The organism is Streptomyces sp. NPDC024687, from assembly GCF_055559055.1.
The window spans coordinates 161,532-181,309 of sequence record NZ_JBVHLJ010000005.1 but is presented as its reverse complement, the minus strand read 5'-3'; the positions used below and the strand labels follow the sequence as shown (position 1 = coordinate 181,309).

17 protein-coding genes are annotated in these 19,778 nt (G+C 67.0%); 9 read left to right on the top strand and 8 right to left on the bottom strand.

Annotated features, from left to right (window positions below; genetic code table 11):
* Nucleotides 1–54 precede the first annotated feature (54 nt).
* The gene (locus ACZ39I_RS20950) at nucleotides 55–1,497 is read left to right on the top strand and encodes a CCA tRNA nucleotidyltransferase (protein ID WP_467245854.1); all 1,443 of its coding nucleotides are present in this window, start codon (nucleotides 55–57) and stop codon (nucleotides 1,495–1,497) included.
* Nucleotides 1,498–1,580: 83 nt separating this feature from the next.
* Here the strand turns inward: ACZ39I_RS20950 and ACZ39I_RS20945 are convergent, their stop codons facing one another.
* From ACZ39I_RS20945 to ACZ39I_RS20935, 3 genes are all read right to left on the bottom strand, one after another.
* The gene (locus ACZ39I_RS20945) at nucleotides 1,581–2,855 is read right to left on the bottom strand and encodes an MFS transporter (protein WP_467245853.1); all 1,275 of its coding nucleotides are present in this window, start codon (nucleotides 2,853–2,855) and stop codon (nucleotides 1,581–1,583) included.
* An 87-nt stretch (nucleotides 2,856–2,942) separates the two neighbouring features.
* Nucleotides 2,943–4,025, bottom strand: coding sequence for an inositol-3-phosphate synthase (locus ACZ39I_RS20940; protein ID WP_467245852.1), 1,083 nt, complete (start codon nucleotides 4,023–4,025; stop codon nucleotides 2,943–2,945).
* A gap of 44 nt (nucleotides 4,026–4,069) precedes the next feature.
* Complete coding sequence (locus ACZ39I_RS20935) at nucleotides 4,070–4,750, bottom strand: PadR family transcriptional regulator (protein ID WP_467245851.1); 681 nt, start codon at nucleotides 4,748–4,750, stop codon at nucleotides 4,070–4,072.
* 351 nt (nucleotides 4,751–5,101) lie between these two features.
* On the opposite strand from ACZ39I_RS20935, the gene ACZ39I_RS20930 reads away from it, so the two are divergent.
* Together ACZ39I_RS20930 and ACZ39I_RS20925 are read left to right on the top strand one after the other, a co-directional pair.
* Nucleotides 5,102–7,789 (top strand): transglycosylase domain-containing protein, encoded by a 2,688-nt coding sequence (locus tag ACZ39I_RS20930; protein WP_467245850.1) that lies wholly within the window; start codon nucleotides 5,102–5,104, stop codon nucleotides 7,787–7,789.
* Between the two features lie 108 nt (nucleotides 7,790–7,897).
* Nucleotides 7,898–9,406: a glycosyltransferase family 87 protein gene (locus ACZ39I_RS20925; RefSeq protein ID WP_467245849.1), complete on the top strand. Its 1,509-nt coding sequence runs from the start codon at nucleotides 7,898–7,900 to the stop codon at nucleotides 9,404–9,406.
* Between the two features lie 102 nt (nucleotides 9,407–9,508).
* Here ACZ39I_RS20925 and ACZ39I_RS20920 read toward each other — a convergent pair whose 3' ends face one another.
* The 3 genes from ACZ39I_RS20920 to ACZ39I_RS20910 form a co-directional block, all read right to left on the bottom strand.
* Entirely contained in the window at nucleotides 9,509–10,540 is a 1,032-nt protein-coding gene (locus tag ACZ39I_RS20920) for an alanine racemase (protein ID WP_352387170.1), read from the bottom strand.
* A 74-nt stretch (nucleotides 10,541–10,614) separates the two neighbouring features.
* The gene (gene femX / locus ACZ39I_RS20915; protein WP_393602233.1) at nucleotides 10,615–11,736 is read right to left on the bottom strand and encodes a peptidoglycan bridge formation glycyltransferase FemX; all 1,122 of its coding nucleotides are present in this window, start codon (nucleotides 11,734–11,736) and stop codon (nucleotides 10,615–10,617) included.
* Nucleotides 11,737–11,916: 180 nt separating this feature from the next.
* Complete coding sequence (locus ACZ39I_RS20910) at nucleotides 11,917–12,231, bottom strand: hypothetical protein (RefSeq protein ID WP_352387166.1); 315 nt, start codon at nucleotides 12,229–12,231, stop codon at nucleotides 11,917–11,919.
* A gap of 263 nt (nucleotides 12,232–12,494) precedes the next feature.
* Here ACZ39I_RS20910 and rpsF point away from each other — a divergent pair, with 263 nt between their 5' ends.
* From rpsF to rplI, 4 genes are all read left to right on the top strand, one after another.
* Nucleotides 12,495–12,785: a 30S ribosomal protein S6 gene (rpsF, locus tag ACZ39I_RS20905; RefSeq protein ID WP_007383258.1), complete on the top strand. Its 291-nt coding sequence runs from the start codon at nucleotides 12,495–12,497 to the stop codon at nucleotides 12,783–12,785.
* A gap of 75 nt (nucleotides 12,786–12,860) precedes the next feature.
* A complete protein-coding gene (locus ACZ39I_RS20900) occupies nucleotides 12,861–13,466 on the top strand; it encodes a single-stranded DNA-binding protein (protein WP_467245848.1) in 606 nt (201 codons plus the stop codon).
* Nucleotides 13,467–13,523: 57 nt separating this feature from the next.
* Complete coding sequence (rpsR, locus tag ACZ39I_RS20895) at nucleotides 13,524–13,760, top strand: 30S ribosomal protein S18 (protein ID WP_003949403.1); 237 nt, start codon at nucleotides 13,524–13,526, stop codon at nucleotides 13,758–13,760.
* 18 nt (nucleotides 13,761–13,778) lie between these two features.
* Nucleotides 13,779–14,225, top strand: a complete 447-nt coding sequence (rplI, locus tag ACZ39I_RS20890) for a 50S ribosomal protein L9 (protein WP_020134131.1) — start codon at nucleotides 13,779–13,781, stop codon at nucleotides 14,223–14,225.
* A 136-nt stretch (nucleotides 14,226–14,361) separates the two neighbouring features.
* Here rplI and ACZ39I_RS20885 read toward each other — a convergent pair whose 3' ends face one another.
* On the bottom strand, nucleotides 14,362–15,699 hold the full coding sequence (locus ACZ39I_RS20885) for an MATE family efflux transporter (protein WP_467245847.1): 1,338 nt from the start codon (nucleotides 15,697–15,699) through the stop codon (nucleotides 14,362–14,364).
* A 460-nt stretch (nucleotides 15,700–16,159) separates the two neighbouring features.
* On the opposite strand from ACZ39I_RS20885, the gene dnaB reads away from it, so the two are divergent.
* Entirely contained in the window at nucleotides 16,160–17,638 is a 1,479-nt protein-coding gene (gene dnaB / locus ACZ39I_RS20880; protein ID WP_037707244.1) for a replicative DNA helicase, read from the top strand.
* Between the two features lie 137 nt (nucleotides 17,639–17,775).
* The gene (locus tag ACZ39I_RS20875; RefSeq protein WP_467245846.1) at nucleotides 17,776–19,161 is read left to right on the top strand and encodes a serine hydrolase domain-containing protein; all 1,386 of its coding nucleotides are present in this window, start codon (nucleotides 17,776–17,778) and stop codon (nucleotides 19,159–19,161) included.
* 91 nt (nucleotides 19,162–19,252) lie between these two features.
* On the opposite strand, the gene ACZ39I_RS20870 is transcribed toward ACZ39I_RS20875, so the two are convergent.
* Nucleotides 19,253–19,705 (bottom strand): GNAT family N-acetyltransferase, encoded by a 453-nt coding sequence (locus ACZ39I_RS20870; RefSeq protein WP_467245844.1) that lies wholly within the window; start codon nucleotides 19,703–19,705, stop codon nucleotides 19,253–19,255.
* Between the last annotated feature and the right edge of the window lie 73 nt (nucleotides 19,706–19,778).

Below are 19,778 nucleotides of genomic sequence, written 5' to 3'. Positions count from 1 at the left end.
TGCACGTTTAATGGAGGCGCCCGGTAACGCCCGGGCCACGTACCCTCTTCTGTTGTGCCGAACGCCAACGAAGACAACCTCAGTGCCCCGAGTCAGGTGCAGGACCGCGCGGTGAACGAACTGCTTGAGGTCGCACCTGTCGCCGACGACCTCGCCCGCCGCTTCCAGGAGGCCGGGTTCTCACTCGCCCTGGTCGGCGGTTCGGTCAGGGACGCACTGCTCGGCCGGCTCGGCAACGACCTGGACTTCACCACCGATGCTCGCCCCCAGGACGTTCTGAAGATCATTCGGCCGTGGGCGGACGCGGTGTGGGAGGTCGGGATCGCCTTCGGCACCGTGGGGGCGCAGAAGGACGGCTATCAGATTGAGGTGACCACCTACCGGTCGGAGGCGTACGACCGCACCTCACGCAAGCCCGAGGTGTCGTACGGCGACTCCATCGAGGAGGACCTCGTCCGGCGTGACTTCACCGTGAACGCGATGGCCGTCGCTCTGCCGGAGAAGAAGTTCATCGACCCGCACGGCGGCATCGACGACCTCGCGGCACGCGTGTTGCGGACACCGGGAACCCCGGAGGCATCCTTCTCCGACGACCCGTTGCGGATGATGCGGGCCGCGCGCTTCGCGGCGCAGCTCGACTTCGAGGTGGCACCTGAGGTGGTCACCGCGATGGCGGAGATGTCCGGGCGCCTGGAGATCGTCTCCGCCGAGCGGATCAGGGACGAGCTGAACAAGATGATCCTGTCCGCCCATCCGCGCAAGGGACTGACGCTGCTGGTCGACACGGGGCTCGCCGAGCATGTGCTGCCGGAGCTCCCGGCCCTGCGCCTGGAGAGCGATGAGCACCACCGGCACAAGGACGTCTACGAGCACACGCTGATCGTCCTGGAGCAGGCCATCGCGCTGGAGAAGGAAGGGCCCGACCTGACGCTCCGCCTGTCCGCGCTGCTCCACGACATCGGCAAGCCACGCACCCGGCGCTTCGAGCAGGACGGCCGGGTTTCGTTCCACCACCACGAAGTGGTCGGAGCGAAGATGACCAAGAAGCGGATGACGGCACTCAAGTACTCCAACGAGCTGGTGAAGGACGTCTCGCGACTCGTCGAACTCCATCTGCGCTTCCACGGATACGGCACCGGGGAGTGGACGGACTCGGCGGTTCGCCGCTATGTCCGGGACGCGGGTCCGCTGCTCGACCGGCTCCACAAGCTGACCCGTTCGGACTGCACGACCAGGAACAAGCGCAAGGCGGCCGCGCTGTCGCGTGCCTACGACGGCCTGGAGGAGCGGATCTCCCAGCTTCAGGAGCAGGAGGAACTGGATTCGATCAGGCCCGATCTCGACGGCAACCAGATCATGGAGATCCTCGGGGTGGCACCCGGCCCTGCGGTGGGTCGGGCGTACAAGCACATGCTGGAGCTTCGTCTGGAGAACGGGCCGATGAAGCACGATGAGGCGGTGGCCGCGCTCAAGGAGTGGTGGGCCGCTCAGGGCTGAGGCTGTGAAACGGGGTCATGTTTCACGTGAAACATGACCCCGAACGCATCGAGGGGTGGTGTTTCACGTGAAACATCGCCCCTTCATCGTTCCGTCGCCATCTGCCGTTCTTTCGTCATCGCCACGGCGATCACCGCGTAGAGGGCGGCGACCGTGACCACAAGAGTCGCCGAGCGGCCGTCCGGTGGCAGGATCAGGGCGGCTACGGCCGCGGCGCCCACGAAGGCGATGTTGAACAGGACGTCGTACACGGAGAAGATCCGGCCCCGGAATCCGTCGTCGACGGAGGACTGCACGATGGTGTCCGTGGCGATCTTCGCGCCCTGGGTGATCAGACCCAGCACGAACGCCGCGATGAGCATGGGGGCGGTGGCGAAGGGGAGCCCGAGGGTGGGCTCCAGTACCGCGGCGGTCGCCGCACACACGACGATCCAGCGCTCCGGCCCGAGCTTCCCTGCGGCCCACGGCGTGATGATCGCGGCAACGAAGAAGCCGGCGCCGGAGATTCCCAGTGCCAGCCCCAGCAGGGCGAGTCCGTCGTCCGGATCGGACGTCAGGGCGTACCGGCAGAGCATCAGCACCATCACGAGCAGAGCGCCGTAGCAGAACCGCATGACCGACATCGCGCCGAGCGCCCGGGCGGCCGACCGGCGGGTGGGTGCGGTCAGGTGCCGTACGCCGGCGGCCAGGTCGCGGGTCGTTCCGGCGAGGGCGGCGCCGAGACGGGGCTGGACCAGTTCGCGGTCGGGGCCCAGCAGTTCCGGTGGCATGCGCAGTGCCGCGAGCGCACCGCACAGATACAACCCCGCTCCCAGCAGCACCACGGCCGTGTCGGAGTCGGCGACCAGTAGTCGCACGGCGAAAGCGAGGCCGCCGCCCGCGGTCGCGGCGAGCGTTCCGGCCGTCGGGGACAGGGAGTTGGCGACCACCAGCCGTTCTTCGTCCACGACACGGGGCAGCGCGGCGGACAGGCCGGACAGGACGAAGCGGTTGACGGCGGTGACGCACAGGGCCGAGACATAGAAGAGCCAGTCCGGGACGTGGCTGAACATCAGGACGGCCGTCGCCGATGCCAGCAGAGCGCGCACGAGGTTGCCGTAGAGGAAGACCTGGCGGCGGCGCCAGCGGTCCAGGAGGACGCCGGCGAAAGGGCCCACCAAGGAGTAGGGGAGCAGCAGGACCGCCATCGCGGAGGCGATCGCGGTGGCAGAGGTCTGCTTCTCCGGGGAGAACACGACGTAGGCGGCGAGCGCGATCTGGTAGACGCCGTCGGCGCCCTGGGAGAGCAGGCGCACCAAGAGCAGACGCCGGAAGTCCCGGAGGCGGAGAAGGACACGCAGATCGCGGACGACGGACATGGGGCACAGCCTCACATACGGCGAGGGTCCCCGGGCGATACAGCCCGGGGACCCTCTGCAGCCCTGGCAGGAGCGTTTGAGTGAGCCTTAGCGCTCGACTTCACCCTTGATGAACTTCTCGACGTTCTCGCGGGCCTCGTCGTCGAAGTACTGGACCGGCGGGGACTTCATGAAGTAGCTGGAGGCCGACAGGATCGGGCCGCCGATGCCGCGGTCCTTGGCGATCTTCGCGGCGCGCACGGCGTCGATGATGACACCGGCGGAGTTCGGGGAGTCCCAGACCTCGAGCTTGTACTCCAGGTTCAGCGGGACGTCACCGAAGGCACGGCCCTCGAGGCGGACGTACGCCCACTTGCGGTCGTCGAGCCAGGCGACATAGTCGGACGGGCCGATGTGGACGTTCTTCGCGCCCATGTCCCGGTCGGGGATTTGCGAGGTGACGGCCTGCGTCTTCGAGATCTTCTTGGACTCCAGGCGCTCACGCTCGAGCATGTTCTTGAAGTCCATGTTGCCGCCGACGTTCAGCTGCATCGTGCGGTCCAGGACGACACCGCGGTCCTCGAACAGCTTCGCCATGACGCGGTGCGTGATGGTGGCGCCGACCTGGGACTTGATGTCGTCGCCGACGATCGGGACGCCCGCCGCGGTGAACTTGTCGGCCCACTCCTTGGTGCCGGCGATGAAGACCGGGAGGGCGTTGACGAAGGCGACCTTGGCGTCGATCGCGCACTGGGCGTAGAACTTCGCCGCGTCCTCGGAACCGACGGGCAGGTAGCAGACGAGGACGTCGACCTGCTTGTCCTTGAGGATCTGGACGATGTCGACCGGGGCCTCGGCGGACTCCTCGATGGTCTCGCGGTAGTACTTGCCGAGGCCGTCGAGGGTGTGGCCGCGCTGGACGGTCACGCCGGTGTTCGGCACGTCGCAGATCTTGATGGTGTTGTTCTCGGAGGCGCCGATGGCGTCGGCGAGGTCGAGACCGACCTTCTTCGCGTCGACGTCGAACGCCGCGACGAACTCGACGTCACGCACGTGATAGTCGCCGAACTGGACATGCATCAGCCCGGGGACCTTGGCCGCCGGGTCGGCGTCCTTGTAGTACTCGACTCCCTGAACCAGCGACGCGGCGCAGTTGCCCACACCGACGACGGCTACGCGAACCGAACCCATTCCGGTTGCTCCCTGTGTGTACGAGTGAGGCCCTGGCAGGGACCTCACGTGGCGGTGTCGCCGGGCGTATCCGGCCCGGGGATGTCCCCGGGCCGGGGCAGGACGCCCGGCGCTCCCTCTGTGGTGTCGCGATTGGGTTTTTCATGGCCGGGGCCCTTCAGGTCCCGGCCGGCCCGCTCGCTCTCGATGAGCTCGTTCAGCCAGCGCACTTCGCGCTCCACGGACTCCATCCCGTGGCGCTGGAGCTCAAGTGTGTAGTCGTCGAGGCGCTCCCGGGTGCGTGCCAGCGAGGCACTCATCTTCTCCAGGCGCTCCTCCAGCCGGCTGCGGCGGCCTTCGAGGACTCGCATGCGGACGTCGCGCGAGGTCTGCCCGAAAAAGGCGAAACGAGCTGCGAAGTGCTCGTCCTCGTACGCGTCGGGACCCGTCTGCGAGAGCAGCTCCTCGAAGTGCTCCTTACCTTCCGCCGTCAACCGGTAGACGATCTTTGCGCGACGCCCTGCGAGTGGTGCGGCGAGGGCGTCCTCGGTGGTGTGCCCCGGCTCCTCGATCAACCAGCCGTTGGCGACCAGCGTCTTGAGGCAGGGGTAGAGCGTGCCGTAGCTGAACGCACGGAACACGCCCAGTGACGTATTGAGACGTTTCCGCAGCTCATAGCCGTGCATCGGGGACTCACGGAGCAGGCCGAGTACGGCGAATTCGAGGATCCCGGAACGCCGGCTCATCGTCGCCTCCTCGTCTCTATCTCGCCCCGATGTATCGACTCGATACATCAAGACGATAGAACGCCCTTCCGGAAGCGACAAGTGGGGGGACGGTGAACGGGATCACATCAATGATTCATGCGACCCAAGTTGCCTGATTTGGGGTGAACTTCGGAGCTCGGCGGGTTTTGACGGTGCGTAGTCTGTGCGGCATGCACACCACCGGGAACCGAGTGACGCCTGGGGGGCGTCGCTGTCCCGGTGCGGTACGGATGAATGAGGGACCGACCACATCCGTACTTCGGGGGGACCGGAAACCAGCCGCCGTTTCCAGGCGCGCAAAGGTGCGCCTGCCCGAGGAGTAGTCGTTCGATGAGCGAGCACCGTCGCAAACCGCCGCAGCCGCAGGGAGGCGGACGTGCCGCGGCCCGACGCGGCCAGTCCAGCTCGTCCTCCGGCCGCCGCGCGGCTCCGCGAGGCGCCACCGGGTCTCTTGCCGACTCCTATGGGACGAGTTCCCAGGAGTCGGAGTCCTACGGTCCCGGAGGCGAGGAACGTCCGTACGGCAGCCGTGCCGATGCCCGCCGTGCCGCCCAGAGAAGCACGGGCGGTGGTCGCCGCAGAGGGGCAGAGCCTGACCGAGGGGGTCGGCGCGGGGCGCCGACGGGCCGGGGACGCGCGTCCGCTCCGGGCAGGAAGCGCCTCATCGACTACCCGCGCGCGGGCAAGTACGGCGTGGCGCGCTGGGTGCCTTCCTGGAAGCTGGTGACGGGGCTGTTCATCGGCTTCATCGGAAGCCTGGTCGCGGTCGCCGGTGTCGGTTACGCGCTCGTGAGCGTTCCGAACGTCGCCGAGACCGCGACGGCGCAGAACAACGTCTACTACTGGTCCGACGACACTGAGATGGTCTCCACCGGTGGTGAGACCAACCGTCAGATCGTCAACCTCGCGCAGATCCCGAAGGCGATGCAGTACGCCGTCGTGTCGCAGGAGAACAAGACCTTCTACACCGACAGCGGTATCGACCCCAAGGGCATCGCTCGCGCCGTCTTCAACATGGCCAGGGGAGGTGACACACAGGGTGGTTCCACCATCACCCAGCAGTACGTCAAGAACGCGCTCCTGAACGACCAGTCCCAGACCGTCACGCGCAAGTTCAAGGAGATCTTCATCTCCGTCAAGGTGGGCGCCACGGTCAACAAGGACCAGATCATGGCGGAGTACCTGAACTCCGCGTACTACGGACGCAACGCCTACGGCATCCAGGCAGCCGCGCGCGCGTACTTCAACAAGGATGCCAAGGACCTGAACCCGGGCGAATGCGCCTTCCTTTCCGCCATGCTCAAGGGCGCCACCTACTACGACCCGGCGGGCGCTACGTCCATCGACGCGACGGGCGCCACGTCTCAAGCCAACCAGAGGCGGGCCCTGCGGCAGATGCAGGACACCCTCGACAAGATGGTCGAGTACGACCACCTCGACGCGACGGTGCGGGCCAGGTACACCACACTTCCCAAGTGGCAGAACCCTCGGTCCAACACCCAGCTCAAGGGACAGATCGGTTACCTGGTCGACCTCGCCAAGGCCTATCTGATCAACAACAAGATCATCAGCGCCGACCAGCTCCAGCAGGGCGGCTACTCGATCTACACGACCTTCGACAAGAAGAAGGTCGGTGAGCTCGAGGCAGCGGTCAAGAAGGTCCGCAAGGAGAACATCGATCCCAAGAAGCGCCCGGACAAGGACACGTATGTCCAGTTCGGCGGGGCGTCGGTGGAGCCGGCCACCGGAGCGATCCGGGCCTGCTATGGAGGCGAGGACGCGACTACCCACTTCACCAACAACTGCGACTCGACCGGTGCCCAGGTCGGTTCGACGTTCAAGGCGTTCGTGCTCGCGGCAGCGATGAAGTGGGGAGTGCGCGATCCGGACCTGGGTGAGAGCCAGGCGCAGGACGAGCGCACGGTCGTCAACGCCAAGAGCCTGTTCAGCGGCCAGAACAAGCTCAAAATCCTGAACTACGACGGTTCGATCTGGAAGAACGAGAAGGGTGAGGAGTGGAACCAGGAGAACGACGGCAAGCAGTCCTACGGCTCTCCGCCCAAGTACCAGATCGACCTGCGTGAGGCGATGCGGGAGTCGGTGAACTCCGCCTTCGTGCAACTCGGCATGGACGTCGGCCTGGACAAGGTGAAGGAGGCGGCCATGGACGCGGGTCTCAAGGAGAACAGCCTGGCCGGTACCAGCTTCCCGTCCTTCTCCATCGGTATCTCCGACCCCAGCGCGATCCGCATGGCGGGCGCGTACGCCACCTTCGCGGCCAGCGGCAAGCAGAACGAGCCGTACTCCGTCGAGAGGGTCACGAGCAAGGACGGCGAGGTCTTCACTCACACGGCGAAGCCCGAGCAGGCCTTCGAGAAGAAGGTCGCCGACAACGTCACCGACGTCCTAAAGACCGTCGTCGAGGATGGCACGGGTACCAACGCCCAGCTGCCCGGCCGTGACGTGGCGGGCAAGACCGGTACCACCGACGGCAACAAGTCTGCCTGGTTCGTCGGGTACACCCCGCAGTTGTCCACGTCGATCACCATGTTCCGGATGGACGACGACGAGACCAAGAAGAACCGCACCTTCCTGGAGATGTACGGAACGGGTGGCCAGGAGAAGATCCACGGTGCGTCGTTCCCGTCCGAGATCTGGCACGACTACATGGAGCAGGCACTGAAGGGCGAGAAGGCGATCGACTTCCCGACGCCGGAGCCCATCGGTCAGGTCCTCAACGAGGAACCGAGCCCGACGCCCACTCCGACGCCCAGTGAGACGGAGTCGCCCACTCCGACTCCGACCCCGACGCCCACCCCGACGCTCACCACCCCGACGCCCACAGCGACCGAGACCTGCCGGTTCGACTGGCAGTGCGACGACTCGGGCGGTACGGACAGCGGTGGCACCGACGGAGGTGTGACCTCGACACCGACGGCCACATCGACGGAGGGGAACGGCGGCAACAGCAACGGCAATGGCAATGGGGGCCTCTTCAGCGGTGGCTCAAGCGGTTAGTCGCCACATGCCCCGTTGAAGGTGTTTCACGTGAAACATGGGCCGTCGTACCTACCAGGTGCGGCGGCCCTCGGCGTACTCCTAGCCTCGTACGGCAGGATGGGCCGCATGCCCAGTGCTGAATCGACGCCAGCGAGCGTGCGCGAGTCGGACCCAGTGCGTCCGACCAAGGACGACGAGGTCTCCAGGAACGGCAGTGAGTTCATCGGCGGCCCGCTCGGACGGCGCGCCCTGCTGGGGACCTCCTGGTGGACGCCCGTCCGGGTCATCGCGCTCGTGGCCATCGGCGTGTTCGCGCTCGGCCTGGTCCAAAAGGCGCCCTGCTACAACGGCGGCTGGTTCTTCGGTGCCAGCACCCAGTACACCCACGCGTGCTACTCGGACATCCCGCATCTCTACCAGGGACGCGGATTCGCCGACGGACTCGTCCCCTACTTCGACAAGCTCCCCGGTGACATGCAGTACCTCGAATACCCGGTGCTGACCGGTGTGTTCATGGAGGTCGCGGCGTGGCTCACCCCCGGCAGCGGCAGCATCCAGCACCAGGAGCAGTGGTACTGGATGGTCAACGCAGGAATGCTGATGGTCTGCGCGGCCGTCATCGTCGTCTGCGTAAGCCGTACCCACGCCCGTCGTCCCTGGGACGGTCTGCTGGTCGCGCTGGCGCCCGCCTTCGCGTTGACCGACACCATCAACTGGGACCTGCTGGCGGTCGCTCTGACGGCCTCCGCGATGCTGATGTGGGCGCGGGGCCGCTCGCTCGCCTTCGGTGTCCTCCTGGGGCTTGCCACCGCCGCCAAGCTCTATCCGATCTTCCTGCTGGGACCGCTGTTCGTGCTGTGCTGGCGGGCGGGCAAGTGGCGGGACTTCGGCAAGGCCCTGGGCGGCGCAGTCGTCTCCTGGCTCGTGGTGAACCTGCCGGTGATGTACTTCGCCTTCGACGGCTGGTCGAAGTTCTACACGTTCAGCCAGGAACGCGGAGTGGACTTCGGCTCCTTCTGGCTGATCTGGGCCCAGAATTCGAGCGACCCGCTGAGCACGGAGACCGTCAACCTCCTCGCCACGCTGCTGGTGCTGCTGTCTTGCGCAGGCATCGCGGTGCTTGCCCTGACCGCCCCACGGCGGCCACGTTTCGCCCAGCTCGCCTTCCTGATCGTCGCCGCCTTCATCCTCACCAACAAGGTCTACTCACCGCAGTACGTCCTGTGGATGGTGCCGCTGGCCGTGCTGGCCCGGCCCAAGTGGCGGGACTTCCTGATCTGGCAGGCGTGCGAGGTCGCGTACTTCCTGGGCATCTGGATGTACCTGGCGTACACGACCAGCGGCAACGCCCACAAGGGTCTGCCGACCGACGGGTACCACTGGGCCATCGGACTGCATCTGCTGGGCACGGCCTACCTCTGTGTGATGGTCGTGCGCGACATCCTCATGCCGGAACGGGACGTGGTGCGCCGGGCCGGCGACGACGATCCCTCGGGCGGTGTGCTCGACGGAGCGGAGGACGTCTTCGTGCTGGGTCCCGCAGCCCATCCACCGCGGCACGCGGCCCACTTCGACGGGCCGGTGGAATGGGGAGGCGACCGCAGTGACCGGGAGACCACCGACGGTTCGCTCTGAGCGAACACCACCTGTATGGCGTACGCCGGTTGAGCCACTCACGTGAAAGGCCGTACACGGAAGTCTCCGTGTACGGCCTTTTCGCAAGCAGTGCTCAAGCGCTCAGCGATCGACGATCCGGTCGAACTGCGTGGTGGTGTGCCGCAGATGGGCCACCAGCTCCTCGCCGACCTTCGGCTCCGGGGCATCCGAGGGCACGAACAGGATGGAGACCTGCATGTGCGGCGGTTCGGCGAACCAGCGCTGCTTGCCGCCCCAGACGAACGGAGAAAGGTTCCGGTTGACCGTGGCCAGACCGGCCCGGGCGACGCCCTTGGCGCGCGGCATGACGCCGTGCAGCGCCTTCGGGGCCTCCAGGCCCACGCCGTGCGACGTACCACCCGCCACGACGACCAGGAAGCCGTCGGAGGCCGCCTTCTGCTGCCGGTAGCCGAAGCGGTCCCCCTTGGAGACGCGGGTGACGTCCAGGACGGCACCGCGGTACTCGGTGGCCTCGTGGTCCCCGAGCCACAGCCGCGTGCCGATGCGGGCGCGGAAGCGGGTCTGCGGGAACTGCTGCTGCAGCCGGGCGAGATCCTCGGCCTTGAGGTGGCTGACGAACACGGTGTGCAGCGGCAGCCGGGCCGCGCGCAGCCGGTCCATCCAGCCGATGACCTCCTCGACCGCGTCCGAGCCGTCGGTGCGGTCCAGCGGCAGGTGGATCGCGAAACCCTCGAGGCGGACGTTCTCTATGGCGGCGTGCAGCTGCGGCAGGTCCTGCTCACTGATGCCGTGCCGCTTCATCGAGGACATCACCTCGATGACGACACGGGCGCCCACGAGGCCGTAGACCCCGTCGATCGAGGACACCGAGCGGATGACGCGGTCGGGCAGCGGTACGGGTTCCTCGCCGCGCCGGTACGGCGTCAGCACCAGCAGGTCACCGCCGAACCAGTCCTTGATCCGCGCGGCCTCGTAGGTCGTACCGACGGCGAGGACGTCCGAGCCCAGCCGGGTCGCCTCCTCCGCCAGCCGCTCGTGCCCGAAGCCGTAGCCGTTGCCCTTGCAGACCGGGACGAGCCCCGGGAACTGCTCCTGCACGTGCTTGTGATGCGCCCGCCAGCGCGCGGTGTCGACGTAGAGCGTGAGCGCCATGGCCGGACCTGGAACCTTTCTGGTCGCTGCGGTGTATCAGAGGTATGGGAGCTATTGAAGCGAAGAACGCGAGATCAGCGGCGCGACATGTAGATGTCGAGGGCCTTGTGGAGCAGCTTGTTGAGCGGGAAGTCCCACTCGCCGAGGTACTCGGCGGCCTGGCCGCCCGTGCCCACCTTGAACTGGATCAGACCGAAGAGGTGGTCGGTCTCGTCCAGCGAGTCGGAGATGCCCCGCAGGTCGTAGACGGTCGCGCCGAGCGCGTAGGCGTCACGCAGCATCCGCCATTGCATCGCGTTCGAGGGCCGGACCTCACGGCCGATGTTGTCGGAGGCGCCGTAGGAGTACCAGACGTGGCCGCCGACGATCAGCATGGTGGCCGCCGACAGGTTCACGCCCTCGTGCCGGGCGAAGTACAGCCGCATCCGGTTGGGGTCCTCGCTGTTGAGGGCCGTCCACATGCGCTGGAAGTACGACAGCGGGCGGGGCCGGAAGTGGTCGCGCACCGCCGTGATCTCGTACAGCCGCTGCCATTCCTCGAGGTCCTGGTAACCGCCCTGGACGACCTCGACACCGGCCTTCTCGGCCTTCTTGATGTTGCGGCGCCACAGCTGGTTGAAGTTCTTGTGGACCTCTTCCAGGGAGCGGTTCGCGAGCGGCACCTGGTAGACGTAGCGGGGCTGCACGTCACCGAAGCCGGCTCCCCCGTCCTCGCCCTGCTGCCAGCCCATCCGCCGCAGCTTGTCTGCGACTTCGAAGGCGCGCGGCTCGATGAAGTCGGCCTCGATGTCGCGCAGGCGCTTCACGTCCGGGTTCTGGATGCCGGCCTTGATGGAGGTGGCCTCCCAGCGCCGGATGATCACCGGCGGACCCATCTTCACGGAGAAGGCGCCCTGGTGCTTGAGATGCGCGAGCATCGGTTCCAGCCACTCGGTCAGATTCGGCGCGAACCAGTTGATGACCGGGCCCTCGGGCAGATAGGCGAGGTAGCGCTTGATCTTGGGCAGCTGACGGTAGAGGACCAGACCCGCGCCGACCAGCTCGCCGGTCCTCTCGTCGAACCAGCCGAGGCTCTCGGAGCGCCACTCCGCCTTGACGTCTGCCCAGGCAGGAACCTGCATGTGGCTCGCCGAGGGCAGGCTCTGGATGTACGCCAGATGCTGCTCGCGACTGATCGTCCTCAGGGTCAGGCTCATTGTGGGGCGCTCCTCGGGCTGGTGTGTCCCCATGGGTACAGGGGCTCCGGCTCTCGCGCCGAAGCCTACTGCGCCTTGCGAGCGCCCAGACTGGGCGTACGGGACCTGCGCCCCGGCTCATGGGCCGCTGAGGCGTTCCGCGGTGCTTTGGGTGGTGTTGAGGGGACGGTGCCCGTGGCGTCAGTTGATGACCCCGCCGAAGAGGCCGCCGTGCGCCATGCCGAGGAAGAATCCGACCGCGGCCGCGCCGAGGCCCAGGATCAGCCCGAAGCGCTCCCGGGTCGTCTCCGAGACCCACTGGCCGTAGGCACCGGTGAGGATGCCCACCAGGCCGGTCCAGGAGCTGAGCAGGTGCAGGTTGTGGAACATCGCCGAGACGAACGCCGTGATGCCCAGCACCAGGGTCACCGCGAGCAGCGTGTCCTGGAGGGGATGGGACTTTCCGTCCGTGGCGAAAAGGCCTCCGGCGGTGTTGGGTCGCATTGCCTGTGCCATAGGGCACCTCCTGCGGAAGACGGCGCAACGTAGCGCCATACACACCCGATGTTGTACAGAGTGACCGTCCTCGGGGCCGGATTTCAACCGGAAGCCGGTGTGCGGGTAGTCTGTACCGTCTGCACGGTGTCTGCCCATGTCACGACCGGAGCTACCGCGAGGAAGCCCCGATGTCAGTGGCGGCCGATACCGTTGCGTACGCATCACAACCCTCCTGCCACGGAACGACCGTGGCCGTTGAGTCCAAAGGAGGTGGGTTTTACATGCGTCACTACGAGGTGATGGTCATCCTCGACCCCGATCTGGAGGAGCGCGCTGTCGCCCCCCTGATCGAGAACTTCCTCTCCGTCGTCCGTGAGGGCAACGGCAAGGTGGAGAAGGTCGACACCTGGGGCCGTCGTCGGCTCTCGTACGAGATCAAGAAGAAGCCCGAGGGCATCTACTCGGTCATCGACCTGCAGGCCGAGCCTGCGGTCGTCAAGGAGCTCGACCGCCAGCTGAACCTGAACGAGTCGGTCCTCCGGACCAAGGTCCTCCGCCCCGAGACCCACTGAGCTTCCGCTCAGTTGATCCCGGGATCCGAGTAGCAGCAACCAAGCAGCCAGAGCAAACCCGCCGAGAGGTTCCCCATGGCAGGCGAGACCGTCATCACGGTCGTCGGCAATCTTGTCGATGACCCCGAGCTGCGCTTCACCCCTTCCGGTGCGGCGGTCGCGAAGTTCCGTGTCGCGTCCACCCCCCGCACCTTCGACCGTCAGACGAACGAGTGGAAGGACGGCGAAAGCCTGTTCCTGACCTGCTCGGTCTGGCGTCAGGCGGCGGAGAACGTCGCCGAGTCGCTCCAGCGAGGCATGCGCGTCATCGTGCAGGGCCGGCTGAAGCAGCGGTCCTACGAGGACCGTGAGGGCGTCAAGCGCACGGTCTACGAGCTGGACGTCGAGGAAGTCGGCGCCAGCCTGCGCAGTGCCACGGCCAAGGTCACCAAGACGGCCGGCGGTGCCGGTCGTGGTGGCCAGGGCGGTTTCAGCGGCGGTGGCGCCGGTGGCCAGGGTGGCGGCGGCTGGGGCGGTGGCCCCGGCGGCGGTCAGCAGGGCGCCAGCGCTCCCGCTGACGACCCCTGGGCGACCGGCACTCCCGCCGGTGGCAACCAGGGCGGCGGCAGCGGCGGCGGCTGGGGTGGAAACTCCGGCGGCAGCGGCGGTGGCGGCGGCTACTCGGACGAGCCCCCCTTCTAGGCCTCGGGCCGAGGGGTGGGTCGTACCCACACTTCTTGATCACACAGGAGAAACACCATGGCGAAGCCGCCTGTGCGCAAGCCTAAGAAGAAGGTCTGCGCTTTCTGCAAGGACAAGGTCACGTACGTGGACTACAAGGACACGAACATGCTGCGGAAGTTCATTTCCGACCGCGGCAAGATCCGTGCCCGCCGCGTGACCGGCAACTGCACGCAGCACCAGCGTGACGTCGCCACGGCCGTCAAGAACAGCCGTGAGATGGCGCTGCTGCCCTACACGTCCACCGCGCGATAAGGGAAGGGTGACCGACTAATGAAGATCATCCTCACCCACGAGGTCTCCGGCCTCGGTGCCGCGGGCGACGTCGTCGACGTCAAGGACGGTTACGCTCGCAACTACCTGATCCCGCGGAACTTTGCGATCCGCTGGACCAAGGGCGGCGAGAAGGACGTCGAGCAGATTCGTCGTGCTCGCAAGATCCACGAGATCCAGACCATCGAGCAGGCCAACCAGGTGAAGGCGCAGCTCGAGGGCGTCAAGGTCCGCCTGGCCGTCCGCTCCGGCGACGCCGGTCGTCTCTTCGGTTCTGTCACCCCGGCCGACATCGCTTCCGCGATCAAGGCTTCCGGTGGCCCCGAGGTCGACAAGCGCCGCATCGAGCTGGGCTCGCCGATCAAGACCCTGGGCGCCCACGAGACGTCCGTGCGTCTGCACCCCGAGGTTGCCGCCAAGGTCAACATCGAGGTTGTCGCGGCCTGACGGCTGCGGTTGTTTTGAGCAGTGGTGAGAGGGGCCGTGCCCATGGGGACGGCCCCTCTTGCATGCCACAAGCCATCGTGGGTCGCGTGGTGTTTCACGTGAAACGTGACGGCCCACGATGTTTCACGTGAAACGGTCAGCGGGTCGCGCCGGTGACGATCCAGCGGCCTGAACGCGTTCGCAGCCAGAGGGTCAGCATGCGGATCACCATCATCAGTGTCATGGCTGCCCACAGTGCGGTGAGTCCGCCACCCAGTACGGGCACGAGCAGTGCTACCGGGGCGAAGACGGCCAGGGTGATCACCATGGCCCAGGCGAGGTACGGTCCGTCGCCCGCTCCCATCAGCACGCCGTCCAGGACGAAGACCACTCCGCAGATCGGCTGGGAGAGAGCCACGATCACCAGAGCCGGCAGAGCGGTGTCCTTGACCGCGGAGTCACTGGTGAACAGGGGAAGGAACAGCGGTCGGGAGAGTACGACCAGCACGCCGAGAACGACTCCGACTGCGATGCCCCACTCGACCATCCGACGGCATGCCTGGCGGGCGCCCTCGGTGTCGTCGGCGCCCAGATAGCGCCCGATGATGGCCTGGCCGGCGATCGCGATGGCGTCCAGTGCGAAGGCGAGCAGGCTCCACAGGGACAGGATGATCTGGTGGGCGGCGATGTCGGCGTCCCCCAGACGGGCTGCGACGGCAGTGGCGATCATCAGGATCGCCCTCAGGGAAAGCGTGCGAACCAGCAGAGGGACACCGGCTTGGGCGGAGGCCCTGATCCCGGCGGCGTCAGGGCGCAAAGAGGCGCCGTGCCTGCGGGCTCCGCGGACGACGACCACGAGATAGGCGGCGGCCATGCCGCACTGGGCGATGACTGTGCCCCAGGCGGAACCCGCGATGCCGAGGTCGGCGCCGTAGACGAGCCCTACGTTGAGAGCGGCGTTGGCTACGAACCCGGCGATGGCGACGTAGAGCGGAGTTCTGGTGTCCTGCAGCCCGCGGAGTACCCCGGTCGAAGCGAGGACCACCAACATGGCGGGGATGCCGAGGGCCGAGATCCGCAGATAGGTGGTCGCGTAGGGGGCCGCCGTGTCAGAGGCACCGAAAAGCTCGACGATCGACGGGGCGGCGGGCAGGACGACGGCGATGACGGCTGCGCCGAGCAGTAGTGCCAACCAGATGCCGTCCATCCCCTGGCGGATGGCTGCCTGGAGATCGCCGGCTCCCACCCGGCGGGCGACGGCGGCCGTGGTGGCGTAGGCGAGGAAGACGAAGACGCTGACGGCTGTCGTGAGGAGAGCCGAGGCGATGCCGAGCCCGGCGAGTTGGGCGGTGCCCAGATGGCCGACGATCGCGCTGTCGGCCATGACGAAGAGGGGCTCGGCTACGAGCGCGCCGAAGGCCGGAACGGCGAGTGCGACGATCTCGCGGTCGTGCTGTCTCCGGGTGGCCTTGGGGGTCGCGGACGCCTGTGTCATGTGCACCAATCTAATCGTCCACAGGTAAGAGATGCAATAGAGTTTAGACCCTTACTCGCGTTCAGAGAGTGCCCATCGCTGTGTACAGTTCGAACTGATCTTGAGCCTGTCGGGAAAGTTTTTCTCCTGCACAGCCGGTGGACGACGAAAATGCAGGTCAGTGCGGGTTTGTAAGAAGGGTGCGGAGCTTGTTCACAGGGCTGTCCACCGGGTCGTGCACAGGTTTTGCGGAGTTCTCCACAGCATCCGGGCCGTCGTCCACATGGCCTGTGGATAACCAGATTGGCTGACGGTGCCCGCGGGCCTACGGTGGACCGGCGCCCACTCCGTCCGTCGGCCTGGAAACCATCACAAAACCGACGCGCCAGAACCGGAGTTGGGCGTCTCATTTGTCAGTGCCGTGCCGTAGAACTGAGAAGCACGGCGAGGGTCCGCTCGGCGGACGGGAGGAGGTGGCTCGGTGAGTATTTCCGAGCCCTTGGACGACCCGTGGGCCGACAGCGGTCCCAGTGATCGTCTGCCTTCCTCGCGTCGCCGCGGCGACGGAGGCCGGGGGCGTGACGAGCAGCACGATCGCGGCAGGGACACCGGCGAGTGGGACGGCGGAGGTACCGCTTTCGAGCGGGTCCCGCCCCAGGACCTGGACGCGGAGCAGTCCGTCCTCGGCGGCATGCTCCTGTCCAAGGACGCCATCGCGGACGTCGTCGAGGTCATCAAGGGCCACGACTTCTACAAGCCCGCCCACGAGACGATCTTCCAGGCGATCCTGGACGTCTACGCCAAGGGCGAGCCGGCCGACCCCATCACGATTGCCGCCGAGCTCACCAAGCGCGGCGAGATCAACAAGGTCGGCGGCGCATCGTATCTGCACACCCTCGTCCAGACCGTGCCGACGGCCGCGAACGCGGAGTACTACGCGGAGATCGTCCACGAGCGGGCGGTCCTGCGGCGCCTGGTCGAGGCGGGGACGCGCATCACCCAGATGGGATACGCGGCCGACGACGACGTCGACGAGATCGTCAACCGCGCCCAGGCCGAGATCTACGCGGTCACCGAGCAGCGCACCAGTGAGGACTACCTGCCCCTCGGCGACATCATGGAGGGCGCGCTCGACGAGATCGAGGCGATCGGCTCGCGCAGCGGCGAGATGACCGGGGTACCGACCGGCTTCACCGACCTCGACTCGCTCACCAATGGTCTGCACCCGGGCCAGATGATCGTCATCGCGGCCCGCCCCGCCATGGGCAAGTCCACCCTCGCGCTGGACTTCGCCCGCGCGGCCTCGATCAAGCACAACCTGGCCAGCGTCATCTTCTCCCTCGAGATGGGGCGCAACGAGATCGCGATGCGCCTCCTGTCGGCCGAGGCGCGGGTGGCCCTGCACCACATGCGTTCGGGCACCATGACGGACGAGGACTGGACCCGGCTGGCGCGCCGGATGCCCGAGGTGTCCTCCGCGCCGCTCTACATCGACGACTCCCCGAACCTGTCGATGATGGAGATCCGGGCGAAGTGCCGCCGGCTGAAGCAGCGCAACGACATCAAGCTCGTGATCATCGACTATCTGCAGCTCATGCAGGCCGGTGGGTCCAAGCGCTCCGAGAGCCGTCAGCAGGAGGTGTCGGACATGTCCCGTAACCTCAAGCTCCTCGCCAAGGAGCTGGAGGTCCCGGTGATCGCGCTCTCGCAGCTCAACCGTGGTCCCGAGCAGCGCACGGACAAGAAGCCCATGGTGTCCGACCTGCGTGAGTCCGGCTCCATCGAGCAGGACGCGGACATGGTGATCCTGCTGCACCGCGAGGACGCGTACGAGAAGGAGTCACCACGCGCGGGCGAGGCGGACATCATCGTGGGCAAGCACCGTAACGGCCCGACAGCGACGATCACCGTCGCCTTCCAGGGGCATTACTCGCGCTTCGTGGACATGGCCCAGACGTGATGCCCGCGCCTCGTCGCATCCGTGCTCCTCACCGGGGCTTCACGGGGCCGGGAAGCACAGCCGTCAGTCGACCGTCCACCGTCTCCCCAGGGCTAAAGAAGTCGACGCCCGCCCACCCGACGGGATGGACTGAGGGCATGACGACATCTCAGGAAGAGCTGCTTCCCGGCACGCGCCGGGCGCTGCTGCACCGGATCGCCGTGGCTCAGGCAGAGGGGAGGGCACCCTCACTGGTCGCGGCGGTCGTGCGGGACGGACGGACCGTGTGGCGCGGTGCGCGCACCTCGGTGGACGGGCACGGCCCGGACGAGAACGTGCAGTACCGCATCGGCTCGATCACCAAGACCTTCACCGCCGTCCTCGTCCTGCGGCTGCGTGACGAGGGGCTGATCGACCTCGGCGACCCGCTGGAGAAGCACGTACCCGGCACCGGAGCGGGGGAGGCCACCGTTGCCGAACTCCTCGCCCACACCGGTGGGTTGGCGGCCGAGTCCCCAGCACCCTGGTGGGAGCGCACCTCAGGGGCTCTGCGTCCCGAACTCGCCGACGTACTGGGTGAGCAGCCCTTCCTGCATCCGGTCGGACGCCTCTTCCACTACTCGAACCCCGGCTACACGCTGCTGGGAGCCCTCGTCGAGAAGCTGCGCGGGGCTCCCTGGGAGGAGGTGCTCCGGTCTGAAGTACTCGCACCTCTGGGTCTCGACCGCACGAGTGTCCATCCGGAAGCACCGCATGCGGGCGGCTGGGCGGTCCATCCGTGGGCCGATGTGATGCTGCCCGAGCCCTCCGAGGACCTGGGGCGAATGGCTCCAGCCGGCCAACTCTGGTCGACCGCAGCGGACTTGGCGCGCTTCGCGGTCTTCCTGGCGAACGGCGACGACCGGGTGCTGTGCGCGGAGGCCCTGCGCGAGATGCGTACGCCCGCGGCACCGGCCGGGACGGGGGAGCTCGCCGACGGTGCCACGTACGGGCTCGGGTTGCAGATCCAGCACCGTGACGGACGCCTGCTCGTGGGTCATTCGGGCTCGCTGCCGGGGTTCCTCGCGAACCTCACGATCAGTGTGACGGACGATGTCGCCGCGGTCGTGCTGGCCAACTGCACCTCCGGCCCGTTGCTGTCCGTCGTGGGGTCCGATCTCGTACGGATCGTCGCCGAGGCGGAGCCCAGGATCCCCGAACCCTGGCGCCCGATGCGTGAAGTCGATTCGTCTGCGCTGGAGTTGGCGGGTCAGTGGTACTGGGGAACGCATGGATTCGCCCTACGACTGACGGCGGACGGACTGGTCTCGCTGGAGCCTCTGTCGGGAACGGGCCGGCGTTCGCGATTCCGGGCCAACGGTGACGGCACCTGGACGGGCCTGGAGGGCTACTTCCAGGGGGAGCTCCTGAAGGCCGTACGGCGGCCTGACGGATCCGTGGACCACCTCGACCTCGGTTCGTTCGTGTTCACTCGACAGCCGTACGACGAGGGGGCTTCCGTGCCGGGTGGAGTGGATCCGGAGGGGTGGCGAGGCATCGGCTAGGCCCCTGTGCCCGATCCGAGTGAGCGGCGCCCTGTTTCACGTGAAACAGGGCGCCCTTGCTGTGCTGAGAGGAAACGGCCATGGAGAACGATCAAAGGGCCAGCTTGAAGCCCACGTGTGAGGCAGTGAAACCGAGCCGTTCGTAGAAGCGATGGGCGTCAGTACGTGTGTTGTCGGACGTCAGCTGCACCAACTGGCAGTTCTGACGGCGGGATTCCTCGATCGCCCACTCGATGAGCCGGGACCCGAGTCCGCTGCCACGCTCATCGGCGTGGATGCGCACCCCTTCGATGATCGATCTGGTGGCACCGCGGCGGGACAGTCCCGGAACGATGGTGAGCTGAAGCGTGCCGACCACGCGGTCCTCCCGCGTCGCGACGACCACATGCTGGTTCGGGTCGGAGGAGAGGCGCTCCAGCGCTGCCAGATAGGGCTTCAGGTCGTCCGGTGACTCCCGCTGGGCACCCAAGGGGTCGTCGGCGAGCATGCCGACGATCGCGGAGACGTCGTCCGTCGTGGCGGGCCGAATATCAAGATCTCCCATGTCCGCACCCTATTCCGGGGCACTCCCGTGCGGGTATCGCAGGTGTAGGGAGAGGTCGTCGCCGTTTGCATAT

Bases quoted from the DNA above. Each gene is read 5' to 3' on its own strand.
- ACZ39I_RS20920 (WP_352387170.1), bottom strand. From the start codon at position 10,540: ATGGCGCTCACGCTCTACGTCGACACCGCGCGCTGGCGGGCGCATCAC.
- ACZ39I_RS20940 (WP_467245852.1), bottom strand. From the start codon at position 4,025: ATGGGTTCGGTTCGCGTAGCCGTCGTCGGTGTGGGCAACTGCGCCGCG.
- ACZ39I_RS20930 (WP_467245850.1), top strand. From the start codon at position 5,102: ATGAGCGAGCACCGTCGCAAACCGCCGCAGCCGCAGGGAGGCGGACGT.
- ACZ39I_RS20885 (WP_467245847.1), bottom strand. From the start codon at position 15,699: ATGACACAGGCGTCCGCGACCCCCAAGGCCACCCGGAGACAGCACGAC.
- rpsF (WP_007383258.1), top strand. From the start codon at position 12,495: ATGCGTCACTACGAGGTGATGGTCATCCTCGACCCCGATCTGGAGGAG.
- ACZ39I_RS20925 (WP_467245849.1), top strand. From the start codon at position 7,898: ATGCCCAGTGCTGAATCGACGCCAGCGAGCGTGCGCGAGTCGGACCCA.
- rpsR (WP_003949403.1), top strand. From the start codon at position 13,524: ATGGCGAAGCCGCCTGTGCGCAAGCCTAAGAAGAAGGTCTGCGCTTTC.
- ACZ39I_RS20870 (WP_467245844.1), bottom strand. From the start codon at position 19,705: ATGGGAGATCTTGATATTCGGCCCGCCACGACGGACGACGTCTCCGCG.
- rplI (WP_020134131.1), top strand. From the start codon at position 13,779: ATGAAGATCATCCTCACCCACGAGGTCTCCGGCCTCGGTGCCGCGGGC.
- ACZ39I_RS20910 (WP_352387166.1), bottom strand. From the start codon at position 12,231: ATGGCACAGGCAATGCGACCCAACACCGCCGGAGGCCTTTTCGCCACG.
- ACZ39I_RS20935 (WP_467245851.1), bottom strand. From the start codon at position 4,750: ATGAGCCGGCGTTCCGGGATCCTCGAATTCGCCGTACTCGGCCTGCTC.
- ACZ39I_RS20900 (WP_467245848.1), top strand. From the start codon at position 12,861: ATGGCAGGCGAGACCGTCATCACGGTCGTCGGCAATCTTGTCGATGAC.
- ACZ39I_RS20875 (WP_467245846.1), top strand. From the start codon at position 17,776: ATGACGACATCTCAGGAAGAGCTGCTTCCCGGCACGCGCCGGGCGCTG.
- ACZ39I_RS20945 (WP_467245853.1), bottom strand. From the start codon at position 2,855: ATGTCCGTCGTCCGCGATCTGCGTGTCCTTCTCCGCCTCCGGGACTTC.
- femX (WP_393602233.1), bottom strand. From the start codon at position 11,736: ATGAGCCTGACCCTGAGGACGATCAGTCGCGAGCAGCATCTGGCGTAC.